We start from the raw sequence: 14,178 nt of genomic DNA, 5'->3' as shown, positions 1-14,178 counted from the left end.
CGTAGAGTTCCCGCATGGCTGGCACACTGACACGTCCCCGTAATGGCAAGCTGATCGCCGGAGTCTGCGCAGCTCTGTCCGCCGGATTCGGCATCCCCAAATGGCTCGTCCGGCTCGGGTTCGTCATCTTCGGGCTGGTGGGCGTTGGAGAGCTCGTTTACATCATCCTGTGGATCGTCCTGCCGAAGGCTAGCGCCTAGTACAGGCCTGGTCTCAGGGCAACAAGCATGAGGAACTGGCTGTGGGGCGCCCTTGGAATCATGTTCTTGTGCCTGGGACTAGGCACAACCATCGTCGGCTTCCTGCAGCCCGGCGTGACATGTGCAGGGGAAGATAGCTCCGCAGGATGTCCAGCAACACCCCTTTACTCCAGCCTGCTGGCGATGGGACTTGTGCTGGTTACCGTGAGCATCTTCATCTTGGTGCGCGCCGGAAAGACGCGGAAGCTACCCTCGGATGCTGCCGGCCCCTTCCGGGCGTATGGGCCAATCCGCTAGGTTTCAGCCACCGAACTTACGTTTAGTGGTCCCGCACGCTGCGGTTCCGCAACAGCACTACCGCTCCCAGAGCGATTGCAAGCAATCCGCTCAGCGCAACGGCGATCACCCCAGCGGGTGCGCCCGTGTCGGGGAACCGGTCGTCCATCAGGTCGCCGGGTTTCCTCGGCCCATCGGGATCGCCGGGGTTACCTGGATCGCCTGGATCACGCGGGTCGCCCGGGGATCCCGGGCCCGGAGCGCCGTCGTCATCGCCCGGTGGGTCGATCTGAGGCGGCGTGACAGGTTCCTCCGTGACCACCACCGTGACGGTCTGGGACGTGCAGGCCGGATCCGGCTGACGGTCATCACATGCCTGGACACTGAAGGTGTAAGTGCCGGGGGTAGTGGCAGCTCCGGTGAATGAGCCGTCCGGATTCAGGCTGATCCCCGGCGGAAGCTCGCCCGCCACCTGCTGAACGGTCACTCGGTCGCCATCGGGGTCGCTGACTTCCAGTGGCTGCAGCGGCATCCCGACTTGGACGTTCTGCTGTTCGTTTACCGGCACATCGGCGAAATCGGGCGCGTTGTTCAATACGGTGACCGTCACCGTGGCGGTGACCGTTCCTCCTTCACCGTCCGAGATGGTGTAGGTGAAGCTGTCCTCGCCGGCAAAGGCGTTGGCGGGAATGTAGGTGAGCGTCCCATCGTCGTTGAGCACCACCCGGCCATTGGCAGGATCGCTCGTCCCAACGATTGCCAGCCCGCCGCCGTCGGGGTCGCTGTCATTACCCAGAACGTCAATCCGGACTGCAGTAGCCCGCTCAGTCTGGGCCGAATCGTCCTGGGCGCTTGGTGCCGCGTTCCCAACAATCACTGTCACGGTGGCAGTGGAGGTTCCGCCGTCGCCATCGGTGATCGTGTAAGTGAACATTACTGTGCCGGTGAAGCCTGCCGGCGGGCTGTAGCGGATGCGTCCATCCACCACCTCAGCGCTGCCCTGCTGCGGCTCATCCACGCCGCTGATCGTCAGGGAATCGCCGTTCGGGTCAGTGTCATTGGCGAGCACGTCGATCTCGACCGGGGTGTTGAACGGTGTATCAGCTCTGTCATGCGTCGCAACAGGCTGGTCATTGTCGACGATCACCTGGACGGTGCCCACAGCTAACCCGCCGGCGCCGTCGCTCACGGTGTATTCGAAGGTGGCTACACCCTTGAAACCCTCCGCCGGCGCGAACACGAGGTTTTCGCCGTCCTGGGTCACTGTGCCGGCACCGGGTTGTGGCTGACCGAAGCCCACGAGGGAAAGGGTCTGACCGGTCACCGAGATATTGGGATCGGCGTCGTTCCCAAGGACGCTGATGCTCACTGGTTCCCCTTGGGTGGAACCAGCACGGTCATCGACGGCAATCGGCGGCGCGTTACTGACAATGACAGTAACCGTCGCTTCGGCCGTTCCACCGTGCCCATCCGAGACGGTGTAGGTGAACTCGTCAGATCCGGCCCACCCGCTGTCAGGGGTGTAGATCAGAAGGCCGCGGTCGTCGATCGTCACACTGCCATGCTGAGCAGTGCCGGTTCCAGCGATTGTCAGTCGGTCGCCTTCCGGATCGCCGTCGTTGTCCAGCACGTACAAAGGCACGTTAGGAGTCCCGTACTCGACGGTCGCAATATCGTCGGCAGCAGTCGGGCCGGCATTGCGAACCGTCACGGCCACCTTGCCGCTGGTCTCCTGCCCGGCGCTGTCGCGCACAACGTACGTGAAAGTTGCGACGCCGGCGAAATCCGGGTTCGGGGTGAACACGATGCGGTCATCGGACGGATCCTCCGGAGTACCGGCGTCGTTCAGTGACGCGCTGCCCTGTGCCGGGTCGAGTCCCTGGATGCCGACAATGGTGAGCGTGTCGGAAGGGTTCGGATCGCTGTCGTTGATCAGCACGTCGATGCTGACTGGCTGCTGCCGGTCAGTTTCGGCGGCGTCCTCCTCCGCAACCGGGGAAGCGTTGCCAACGGTCACGGTGACCGTTCCAGTGTCCGTACCGCCTTGTCCGTCCTCAACGGTGTAGGTGAAGATGGCGGTGCCCGAGAACCCGGCAGGAGGCGTGTAGCGGACGGTGCCGTCCACGATTTCCGCGCTGCCCTGATCCGGCTGCTCTACGGACGTTATGGTCAGAGCGTCCCCGTTCGGATCGAAATCGTTCCCCAGTACCTCGACGTCCACGGGAGCCAGATAGGGGGTCGAAGCGAAGTCATCGACCGCTACCGGCGCTGCATCGGACACAGTGACCGCGACTGCCGCGGTATTCTCTCCACCTGCGCCGTCCGAGACGGTGTAGGTGAACACAGCGGTACCGCTGAACCCGGCCGCCGGCGTGAACATGATCGCGGAACCGCCGGGCACCAGGCTGGCTGTTCCGGCGCCGGCCTCCGGCTGCGTCACTGAAGTTACGGTGAGTCGCTGGCCGGTACCCGGGATGTTCGGGTCAGTGTCGTTTGCCAGTACGTCAATAGTCACTGGCGTGTCAGCCCCGGTACCGGCGCCGTCATCAACTGCTACCGGGCGGGCGTTGCCTACTTCGACCGTGACTGTGGCGGTGCTGGTGCCGCCGTGCGTGTCGGTAACGGTGTACGTGAAGGTGTCGGTGCCGGTCCAGTTCGAATCGGGGGTGTAGGTGAGCGTTCCGTCGGCGTTGATGGCTACCGCGCCGCGCGTAGGCTGCCCCACATTCGTCAGGGCCAGCTGGTCCCCATCGGCATCGTTGTCATTGGCCAGCACGTCGACGACGACGGGTGTGTTCCACTCCGTCGACGTCGCGTCCAACTCGGCGGCGGGCTCCGCGTTGGTCACCGTCACGGCGACCTGGGCGCGAGACTGCGTGCCGGCGCCGTCGTCAATGATGTACGTGAAGGTGGCTGTGCCGGCGAAGCCTGGGTTGGGAGTAAATACAACTCGGTCATCGGATGGATCGTCCGGGGTGCCGCCGTCGTCGACGGTGGCCGTGCCCTGCACTGAATCCGTACCCTCCACCCCTACGATCCGCAGTGCATCGTCCGGGTTGGGGTCGGTGTCGTTCGCGAGGACGTCAATGCTGACCGATCCCTGCCGGCCGGTGGTGGCGGTGTCGTTACCGGCCACCGGGGCGGCGTTGCCGACCGTGATCGTGAGGGTTGCCGTATCCCGGTCGCTCGTTCCGTCGTCGATGGTGTAATCCAGCGTGACCGTGCCCGAGAAGCCAACAGGTGGGGTGAACTCGATATCCCCGCCCTCGATCGTGGCGGTGCCGACCGCAGGCTGGGTCAGTTCCTCGATGGTCAGCGGATCAGCGTTCGGGTCGAAGTCATTCAGGAGTACGGGGACGCTGACCCATGTGTTGTACGGCGTGGTCGCGGCGTCGTCCGCGGCAACCGGTGCGGCGTTGGAGACGGTGACGGTGACCGTTGCGGTATCGGTGCCGCCGGCGCCGTCGTCGACCGTGTAGGAGAATGTGGCCGTCCCCGCGAAGCCGGGTGCCGGATCGAAGACGACGCCGGTCCCGTTGTCGGCGATGCGCGCAGTACCGCCGGTGGTGGGTTGCGTGACTTCCGTGACCGTGAGCGCCTGGTTGGTCCGCGGGATATTCGCGTCCGTGTCGTTGGCCAGGACGTCCACGGTGACCGGAGTGTCCGACGCCGTGCCCGCCTCATCCCGGTTGGCCAGTGGGGCCGCGTTGCCGGTGGTGACCCTGACGGTCGCGGTGTCTGAGCCGCCGTTGCCGTCGGAGACGGTGTAGGTGAAGGAGTCCTCGCCGGCGTACCCGTTTGCCGGCAGGTAGGTCAGAGTGCCGTCGGCATTAATCTCGACGGTGCCGTTTGCCGGGATGCTCGTGGTGGTGATGGCGAGGCTATCGCCCTCGGGATCGCTGTCATTTGCCAGCACGTCCACCGTGACAGCTTCGCCGGCATCAGTGGGCGCGGTGTCATCGACCGCATCCGGGCCCTGGTTGTTGACCGTTACGGTGATGGTGCCCGTTGAGACGCCGCCGCGTGCATCGCTGACCCGGTAGGTGACCGTGTCCGTGCCGCTGAAGTCGGCCGCCGGGGTGTACCGCACCTGCCCGTCCACTACCTCTGCCGTTCCGTTGGCAGGCTGCTGCACGAAGGTCAGGGAGATGGCGTCGTCGTTGGGGTCTGTGTCGTTCGCCAGCGCGTCGACGGTAACAGGCGTACCGCGGGTGGTGCTTGCACTGTCCGCTTGGGTGATGGGATTGCCGTTCAGTACGGTCACCGTCACCGTTGTGGTGCTCGCGCCGCCCCGGCCGTCGCTGATGCTGTAGGTAAAGGCATCCACGCCGGCGAAGTCGTCAAAGTAGGTGTAGACCAAGCGTCCATCGACCACGGCCACTGTGCCGCCGATGCCCCGGGTAACGCCGGTGATGGTCAGCGGATCGCCGTTGGCATCCGTGTCGTCTGCCAGCGCGTCGAGGGTTATGGAGCCTCCGGGTTCGGCCATAGCGCTGGCGGAGTCGTCGTTGGCAACAGGTGTCGTATTGACCACCTCGATGGTCACGGTGCCCTCGGTGGTGCCGCCGTCGCCGTCGGACACTGTGTAGGTGAAGGTATCAGTGCCCTGGAAGCCCGCAGCAGGGGTGTAGATCAGCTCATCGCCCTGCTGGGTGATGGTGCCGTTGGGTGTGGTGGCCTGGAAGTCAGCGATGGCGAGGGGATCGCCGTTGGGATCGGTGTCATTGATCAGGACGGGCACGCCCACCGCTGTTCCGCCGGGAGTGGAGCGGCGTTCGTTGGTCACGGTGGGCGCAGCATTCTTGACGGTGACCGTGACAGTACCTTCATCGGTTCCGCCGTTGCCGTCAGAGACCATATAGGTGAAGGTGTCGGTGCCTTTGAACCCGGGGTTCGGGGCGTAGTAGGTCACCGTTCCGTCTGGCTCGACGGTCACCCGGCCGTCCTCGGCGGTGCCGGTGCCGACAATCTGCAAGGTAGTCCCATTGGGATCGGTGTCGTTGGCGAGTACGTCGATGGTTACCGGTGTGTCGGTCTCGGTGGTCGCCAGGTCATTCTCTGCCGTGGGTGGCGCGTTCTCGACGACGATACTCACCATGCCGACGTCGGTACTGGTCCCGCCCATGCCGTCCGTGACGGTGTAGTCGAAGGTGACGGCGCCGGAGAAGCCTGCTGGCGGCGTGTAGCGAACCTGACCGTCAACGATCTCCGCGCTGCCGCGAATCTGCCCGTCTGCGTCCGTTGGTACGGTGAGGCTGCCGGCCACGATGCTCAGCGGCTGGCCGTTGTTGTCCGTGTCATTGGCGAGCACGTCGACGTCGACCACGGTGTTGTACGGGGTGGTGGCTGAATCGTCGGCGGCGACCGGAACGGCGTCGGGTACAAACACGCTCACGGTGACGGTATCGGTACCGCCGGCACTATCGGAAACGGTGTAGGTGAAGGTGTCCGTGCCGGAAAAGCTTGCGTTCGGCGTGTAGGTGATGGTGCCGTCGGCGTTGACTGCCGCAGTGCCGTTTGCCGGCGTGCTTACTTCAGACACGGATAGCGTCTGATCGGTGCCCGGGATGTTCGGATCGGTGTCATTGGCCAGCACACCGATGGTTACTGGCGTGCCCGTGGTGGTGCTCGCTTCGTCGTCTACCCCGACCGGCGGCGCGTTGTTGACGGTGATACCAAGCGTGCCCTGGGCAAGGCCGCCTCGGCCGTCGCTGACGGTATAAGTGACTGTGTCGGTGCCGGCGTAGCCCGGGAACGGACGGTAGGTCAGGGTACCGTCCGGATTGACGGTCACGGTTCCGTGCTGTGGCGGCTCGACGAGCGCCTCGATAACGTTCAGCGCATCGCCGTCCGCGTCAACGTCATTAGCGGCGACGTTGACCGTGACTGCCTCGTCTGTGTTGGTGGTCGCGCTGTCGGGGCTGGTAATGGGTGCCTGATTGACCGCGATCGAGGCCGTAGCGGTGTTGTTGCCGGGGTTGGGTTCGGTGGTGTCGGAAGTGACGGTGGCCTCATTCACGGCCGGATCTTCAGTAGTGTCCGAAGTGCTGGCGACAATATTGACGACGGCGGTGTCGCCCACCGCCAGTTGCCCAAGTTGGCAGGTAATCACCTGGGCGGCAATTATGCAGGTGCCTTGCGTTGGCGTGACCGTCTCCGGGGTCATGCCCCCCGGGAGGGTGTCGGTGACGATGACGCCGGTCGCAGCCTTGGGGCCGTCATTGATGACGCGGATCTGGTAACCGGCGTCGTCGCCTCGTTGTACGACGTCGGTGGCGGCCACCTTCCGGATCCTCAGGTCCGATCGGGGTGCGGTGACTGGGTCCCGCGTGATGTTGCTTGAGGTGGAGAACGCGAGCCCCGTCTGTGCACCCGTGTAGTCGGTGAGTGCGACGTTGACGATGTCGACGTCGTCGAGCACGTCAGGGTTAACCTGCGCGCGGTAGGTGACCGTGGCGGTCTGGCCGACGCCGACGCGGCCGCCGCTCGTCGCGGTGGCACCCTGCCCGAGGTTCACGCGGATGCGGTTCTCGTCGGTGCCGGTGCGCAGGACCCCGGTGTCGTCGCCGTCGGCGTCCGTCAACGGTTGACCGTTCAGGGTCATGGACCCGGGCACGTACGTTGTGTTGACCGGGATGGCGTCGACCATGCGCGAGAGAGTGGCCGCGTCTTGCCCGTCGTTGACCGTCGCGAGGGTGTACTCGATGATGTCGCCGGGCTCCAGTACGCCCCCGTTGAGGTCTTCACTCGACTTGTCCGTGCTTAGCTTGGGTGCGTAGAGCTCGGTGGAGAACGTGGTGACTGCCGGGTAATAGGTGTCGCCGTTGGTGGTCAGGCGCAGTGTTGCCGAGGTGGCGCTGTTGCCGAGGATTCCTGTGGCGTCGAACCGATCGGCGTCGCTGCCCATGTTGTTGACGTAGTTCGGGTTGCGAGTGGTGATAAGGGAGCCGTCTTCCGAGACCGTCGAATTGAACGTGTTCGCAGCGGGATTGGCAGCGTTGGTCAGATTCTGTCCGTTGAGTTGGAGCTGGTCCCCGACGAAGCCGCGGTCGCCCTCGAAAGTCACTGAGCCCACACGGGTGCGCACCTGGCCTGATGGGGGAGTCTGGAAGCCGCTGACAGGGATGGTTACCACTTCGGTACCGGAGACCGAGCCGAAACCGTCGAACACAGTGAGGTTGCGCATCGGCTCGCCGGGGTTTCCGTAAGCGACGACGAGCGACCACCCTGCGTACTGGTCGACGCCGCGCGCGGCCTGGATATTGGCAACCTGATAGGTTCCCGAACCGGCGGCCGCGACGGCACTGGTGACGTCAGCGAAGGCATAGTATGCGCCGTTTGAAAGCCGGGATGTTTCCGCCGCGGCGACTGTTGAGTAGCCCTGGGCTGGTGTTTGCAGCTGTACCTGGTTGAACAGCGTGGCGTTCGGCGGTGCGGTACCTCCGCTCGGCGTGGTCAGCGAGCCGCTCCAATACAGCCCAGCGAACAGCACGTTGGAGCTGTCCGGCATGGCAATTTGGGCGTTTGAGGAGTTGAACGTGCTGCCGGTGGTGTCGATGTCGGTGAACACCATCGAGAAGTTGTTGTTGTTCAGCACTGTGCCGGTGCCCGCCCTCGCAGCGGTACATCCCGCCGCGCTGGTGAGGCAGGTCATGTTCGAGTTCCCACGGATCTGGATTGCGCCGTTGGTATTCGCTGAGAATACCGGCTCGAATGGGCGCACGACGGCGGCATCAGCCGGCGCGGGATTGATGAGCGGCAGCGCTGTGGCAGCGAATAGCGCCACCAGCAGGCCAGCCATGCCCCGCCGGACTAGACGAACGAAAAAATTCCCCGAATACCAAGACTTTGAGACCACACAAACCATCCAACACTGAAAGTGTGGGATTCGCTAGCGGTGTGATTGAAACGTATTACGGGGCGGTTCAAGGCGCGGGCGTCGTCAACGTCGGGTATCAGCCGCCGTCCGCGCATAGGCCTAGGAAACACGGCGGCAACCCAATGTGATCTAGATTGCAGTGAGACCAAGATGCAATCCTGGTCGCAGGAATGACCGGCATCAACGTTGATGAGGAGTGAACAGCATGCAGCAACTCGCGCACCGGCTCGAACGATTGGGCACTGAAACCGCTTTTAGCGTGGCTCAGGCAGCCGCCGCATGGAAGGCGCAGGGGAAGCACGTGTACCCCTTCCATCTCGGCGATATCAACATCCCAACGGCCCCACACATCATCGAAGCCATGAATCGCGCAATCTCCGACGGCGCAACGGGTTACTGTCCCGGTCCGGGCATTCCGCAGCTGCGTGAGGCCCTCGCCGAGGACTTGGGCTCGCGTCGCGGCATCAGCCTTTCTCCGGACAACGTCGTCGTGATGCCAGGCGGCAAGCCGGTGATCACGAAGTTCCTACAGGCGGTCATGAACCCCGGCCAGGAAGTGCTCTACCCGAATCCCGGGTTCCCGATTTACGAATCGCAGATCGAGTATCTCGGCGGCACGGCCGTGCCGTACCGTTATCTACCCACGAGTGAGGGCTTCTCGATCGATCTCGACCAGGTGCGCGCATCCATCACCCCGAATACGGTCGCGATCATCTACAACGACCTGCAGAACCCCATCTCGGCCGAGTCCACGACGGCGGAACGCGAGGCTATCGCGCTGTTGGCCCAGGAACACGATCTCTGGGTGCTTTCGGATGAAGCCTATTTCGAGACGCGCTATGAGGGTGTCTCGCAATCGATCGCGTCTCTGCCGGGCATGCTGGAGCGCACAGTGATCCTCTATACGTTCAGCAAGAAGTTCGCGATGACCGGCTCACGCCTGGGCTGCGCGGCCGCGCCGGTCGGGATCGCCGAAGTGCTCGGGACGCTCAACACCAACGATGAGTCCTGCACCACGCATTACGTGCAATGGGCCGGCATCGAAGCGCTCCGTGGCACCCAGGAACCCGTGCAGCTGATGCTTGACACGCTGCGGGAGCGGAGGGATGCTGCATGCGAACTCGTGAACAGCATCCCCGGCACGCGCGTCGCCGTCCCGCAGTCAACGTTCTACCTGTTCCCGGACGTCACCGAGACGATGCACAGGCTGGGTTATACGGCGGTAAGTGATTTCGCCTCCGCAGCCCTGCACGAGACCGGAGTCTCTTTCTGCACACGTGAGCACTTCGGTCGCCGCCAGCCCGGCGAGGACCGGCAGTACATCAGGCTCGCCTATTCGGGCATCGACGTTGCTGATATCCGGGACGGCCTGGGCCGTCTTCGCGAGTGGATCGAGACGGTATGAGCCCGCTCAGGCTGTGGGCGCCGTCGTCGTCGGGGTGTCCGATGCCGCTGTGCGTGCATAGGTCTCTGAAACCCGGCGGTAGACCGGCGTCAGGAATGCCAGTAGCGCGGCCACGATGATGACTATTCCTGCGACGAGAAAGATCAGTGCAATGCCGCGTGAGGTACCTTCACCGAGTAGCGGCGCGAGTTGGGCGGCGCCTTCGGTTGATCGGGCGTAGGGGATGATCCAGAGCTCAGCGATCGGTGCGATGAGAAACGCGGTGATGGGTGCGGCGCCGGCTTCGAAGGCCATCGCTAGGCCGAATACCCGGCCTTGGCGGGGGAGTGGGACCACCCGCTGGATCACTGTCTGCTCAGCGGCTTCGATGAACGGGATCAGCACCAGGTACAGCCAGATGCCGAGGATGTAGAGCCACGCCCACTCGCGGATGGTGAAGAGCGCGCCGATCACTCCCATGATGACGACGGCGAGCAGCATGGTGCGCAGCGGATTGGCCCCGAGACCGAACTTGCTGATCAGCGCGCCGCCGAGGATGAAGCCGGTGGCACCGAGCGCGAATAACGTTCCCCACAGCTCAACCGGGAACATCTCGAGTCCGTAGGGATCCATGAGTGCCATGTAGACCCCGCCCACGAAGTTGTTGAACGTCGAGAAGAGGATGAGCGCGAACAGGCCGGTGATGGCCATGACCGCGGCGAAGGAGCCGCGCAGGTCGAAGCCGCCGTGGGCGTCCGTGGCGGCCGCCCGCACTTCCTCCGGCAGGCGGAGCGTGAGCAGGTGCGCGAACGCGAGCGCAGTCAGAACGAGCGCGACGACGATGGTCCATCCCATGCCGATCAGCCCGACCGACAACCCTGAGAGCACCGAGGTGATGATGAACATGATCCCCTGCACCATGCCGACCAGTCCGTTGGCGTTGGCGCGTTTGTCGGGCTCGATCAGGATGGTGACGGTGGTGGAGAGGGCGATGTTGCGCAGGTTCTCGACCACGGCGCCGATCAGGATGATCACCGTGAAGACCCAGAACCAGGGTTGGGTCAGGTCCAGCAGGGTGGCTTCGGGGAGCAGCAGGAAGACGACGCCGGCGAGCACGAACATGATGAGCGTGAAGGCTGCGGAGAACCGCATGACGGCGAGCTTGCGGTAGCGGTCAACGAAGGTGCCGAAGCTGATGCTGGAGAGCGCGATGAGCAGCATGTACGCGCCGCCGATCACCCCGGTCGCGATCACGTTGCGCGTCTCAAGGTAAGCCCAGAACGTAAGCGCGAACCAGAGGTAACTGGTCGTGATGTTGGCGACGCCGGTGTTTACCAGGATGCCCATGAACGTTCGGTGGCGTTCCTCGGGGCTCCGGAGGGAGAGGTCGATGGACTCGTCGTTGCTGATGTCGGGTGAGCCGGTGCCGTCGGTTGGCGCGGAAGCGTCGTCGTCGTTCATGTCTGTGTTGCTGTTTGAGAGCGGGGAAATGCCCCGCGAAGCTGGGTCCTGCCGGGTCATGCGCCCCAGTGTACTTCCGGGCTGGGGCCGGCGACAGGGTTCAGACCGAACGCCCTGCCAGCGCCCCAGATAACTCCTCGAGACTCGCGATTGTGATGTCCGGGGTTTGGAAGTGCCCGGGATACGCTGCCCCTCCGCGGTTGACCCATGCGGTCCGCAGACCCGCCTGGGCGGCACCGTGGATGTCCCAGGGGTGTACCGCCACCAGGAGCATCTCGCCCGGGTTCGTTCCGCATTCCCCTGCTGCAAAGGAGTAGGAGGAAGCCGACGGCTTCCACGCCGGCGCGTCATCGACGGACAGCAGCTTCTCAAACCGGTCGCGGACTCCGGCGCGGGTCAACAGCTCATCGGAGGTCTGCACCGATCCGTTGGTCAACGTAACCAGCCGGTACCTGTCCGAGGCCAGCCGCTCAATCCCTGGCGCTACATCGGGGTGAACATCGAGCGCGCCCATTGCTTGCAGGGTCTGACTCACGGCGCTTTCGATGTCGAGATTGTCATCCGCGTTTGCCGCGAGGAGGCCGCGTAGATTCTCGGCTGCGATGTCGGCGAAGCTGCGGCTGGTGCCGGCAGCAGTGAGCGCAAAGCCATCGCGCAGCACCGAAGCGAACCACAGTTTGGCCACGGGCGCCGGTAAGCCCAGGTCAACGAACCGCTTCCCGAGGGGCGACATGTCCGAGAGCGTTTCATTGACGTCGAACACGATCACTGACGGTTTAGCGCTGACCATTTTCTCTCCTTGTTGTTCCTGTCCTGACCTGGAGATGTCCGCCGCGCGCAGAAGAACGGGAAACGTTGGTGCAGTCCCGTTCGACGGCGGTCCAGGGGTGGGCGTCGATATCCGCACCACCCAGCTTGCACGCAAGCCGAGCCAGCGGTGTGAGTAGGGCGTATGTACCCGTCGGCGTCTGCATGTCCACCACGCTCAACCTCCCGCTGACCTTCGTGAGGTCCCGCATGTTGGACCACGCATCTTCCCAGCGTGGCATCAGGGACAGTGCGTAGGTCGCTATACCGGCGTCGCACAACCCGCGCCCGCCCGCAGCTGCCACGGCGTCTGCGATAGCGGCCGGCGTCATCGCGGTTGCATCGGCCTGAATGAGGATGACGTTTCGCCAGCCCTTCCGCTCCGCCCGGCGTCGTGCCTGTCGAAGCATCTCGGCGCTCCGATCGATCCCCACTACGGTCCCGGCAGCGCCGATGCGCTTCTGAAGCAGCGGGAAGTTCAGGCCGGTGCCGCACCCGAGATCCAGAACCTGCTCTCCGGGGGACAGGTTCAGCTGATCAACGCCAAGACGGCGGCCCGCACGGTATACCGGTTGCTCCGCTGAGAGCAGGTCATACAGCGGTGCAAAGGTCGAGTACTTCTCGATGCCGGTCACCCTCCGTCGATTACGAAAGCAGTGGAAATGAAAGCCTACGGCGTCGGAGCGTGTCCTGGATTGCAGACTGCAGCGCCGCTCGGGGTGACCGTAGGCTAGGTGTTGCCTGACCTACATTTCGACGAAAGGCATAGCGCATGGACAAGTCAGTGGATTTCCTCGTCCTGGGTGGGGGCACTGCCGGAATCGTCGGGTCCAAAACGGCGGCCAGTCTGGGAGCCCGGACCTTGTTGGTGGAGAGGGACCGCACCGGCGGGGACTGCCTGTGGACCGGCTGCGTTCCCTCGAAAACACTCCTGTCGGCGGCGAAGGACGCTGTCATCGACCGCCGTGCGTCCGGGCGCGAGGCTGACTTCCATAGCGTGCGCGAACGGATCGCCGCGTCGATCCGAGCCATCGAACCTGACGATTCCCCGGAATCCCTACGCGCGGCCGGCGTCGAGGTTCTCAGTGGAAACGCTCGGTTCATGGGCAACGATGAAGTGGACCTTGACGGACGGCGGATCCGGTTCCGGCAGGCGTTGATCGGCACAGGAAGTTACCCGACGGTCCCGCCGATTCCCGGGCTGGGCAACGCACAGGTGGTGACTTCTGAGGATGTCTGGGACTTGACGGAGCTGCCCGGGCGGCTCGTCGTCGTCGGGGGCGGCCCGATCGGCTGCGAACTGAGCCAGGCGTTCGCGCGGCTCGGAGCGCAGGTCACCATCCTGGCCCGGTCCGGCATTCTCCCGAAGGAGTCCCGAACGGCGGCAGCGCTGCTCCGGGAAGCCCTGCAGGCCGACGGCGTGACGGTGGCGGAGAATGAATCAGCCAAGTCGGTGGAGGGCGCCGCCGCCGGGAGCGCGAGGGTCCTGACCTCCCGCGGCAGGACGTTCGACGCCGACGTCATCCTCATCGCGGCCGGGCGCACCGCGCGAACCGAAGGGCTGGGCCTGGAAGAGGCAGGGGTGGAGTGCGACGACGTCGGGCAGGTTGTGGTGGACGGCGCTATGCGTACCTCGAACAAACGCATCTGGGCGGCAGGTGACGTCACCCAGCATCCCAAGTTCACGCACCTTGCCGGGGTGCATGCGAGCACCGCTGCTTCGAACGCAGTCCTGGGATTGCACCGATCCGTGAGCAGCATCGTGCCCCGCGTCACCTACACCTCACCCGAAATTGCCGCCGTCGGCCTCACCGAAGCTACAAGCGCCGGAACCCTCTCCACCGTTGACCTGGCGCACACCGACCGTGCAATTACCGAAAACCTGACAACAGGCTTCGCGCAACTGGTGATCGGCAAACGCGGCCGCATCCTGGGCGGGACTATAGTTGGCCCGCGCGCCGGTGAATCACTTGCAGAGTTGACCCTCGCGGTGGAGCAGGGCATGAGCACCCGAGCGCTCGCCGGCGTCACCCACCCTTACCCCACGTATAACGACGCCGTGTGGAACGCTGCGATCGCGCACGCCCGGTCGGGCCTGGACTCCCCGCTTGCCAGGGTGGCGGTACGGTTACTCAGCGCCGTCGCCCGCGTGCGGAGCGGGCGCCCGTGAC

The 14,178-nt window shown here is 64.4% G+C and carries 7 protein-coding genes; 3 read left to right on the top strand and 4 right to left on the bottom strand.

Annotation, left to right across the window (positions count from 1 at the left end):
* Positions 1 to 14 precede the first annotated feature (14 nt).
* The gene (locus ACX80C_RS08085) at positions 15 to 200 is read left to right on the top strand and encodes a PspC domain-containing protein (RefSeq protein ID WP_459325947.1); all 186 of its coding nucleotides are present in this window, start codon (positions 15 to 17) and stop codon (positions 198 to 200) included.
* 319 nt (positions 201 to 519) lie between these two features.
* On the opposite strand, the gene ACX80C_RS08080 is transcribed toward ACX80C_RS08085, so the two are convergent.
* Positions 520 to 8,277, bottom strand: coding sequence for an Ig-like domain-containing protein (locus ACX80C_RS08080; RefSeq protein ID WP_459325946.1), 7,758 nt, complete (start codon positions 8,275 to 8,277; stop codon positions 520 to 522).
* A 283-nt stretch (positions 8,278 to 8,560) separates the two neighbouring features.
* Between ACX80C_RS08080 and ACX80C_RS08075 the strand changes: the two genes are divergently transcribed.
* Entirely contained in the window at positions 8,561 to 9,760 is a 1,200-nt protein-coding gene (locus ACX80C_RS08075; protein ID WP_459325945.1) for a pyridoxal phosphate-dependent aminotransferase, read from the top strand.
* Between the two features lie 6 nt (positions 9,761 to 9,766).
* On the opposite strand, the gene ACX80C_RS08070 is transcribed toward ACX80C_RS08075, so the two are convergent.
* The 3 genes from ACX80C_RS08070 to ACX80C_RS08060 form a co-directional block, all read right to left on the bottom strand.
* Positions 9,767 to 11,086 carry an MFS transporter gene (locus ACX80C_RS08070; RefSeq protein WP_459326103.1) on the bottom strand — a complete coding sequence of 440 codons (1,320 nt, stop codon included), beginning with the start codon at positions 11,084 to 11,086 and terminating at the stop codon, positions 9,767 to 9,769.
* Positions 11,087 to 11,300: 214 nt separating this feature from the next.
* On the bottom strand, positions 11,301 to 11,990 hold the full coding sequence (locus ACX80C_RS08065; RefSeq protein ID WP_459325944.1) for a haloacid dehalogenase type II: 690 nt from the start codon (positions 11,988 to 11,990) through the stop codon (positions 11,301 to 11,303).
* Positions 11,977 to 12,642, bottom strand: coding sequence for a class I SAM-dependent methyltransferase (locus ACX80C_RS08060; protein ID WP_459325943.1), 666 nt, complete (start codon positions 12,640 to 12,642; stop codon positions 11,977 to 11,979). Before ACX80C_RS08060 ends, ACX80C_RS08065 begins: the two co-directional genes overlap by 14 nt.
* Positions 12,643 to 12,779: 137 nt before the next feature.
* Here ACX80C_RS08060 and ACX80C_RS08055 point away from each other — a divergent pair, with 137 nt between their 5' ends.
* Positions 12,780 to 14,177, top strand: coding sequence for a dihydrolipoyl dehydrogenase family protein (locus ACX80C_RS08055; RefSeq protein WP_459325942.1), 1,398 nt, complete (start codon positions 12,780 to 12,782; stop codon positions 14,175 to 14,177).
* Position 14,178: the final 1 nt, after the last annotated feature.

This window comes from Arthrobacter tecti (assembly GCF_054511355.1).
The sequence above is the reverse complement of the archived record's forward strand: the minus strand, read 5'-3'. Positions and strand labels throughout refer to the sequence as shown.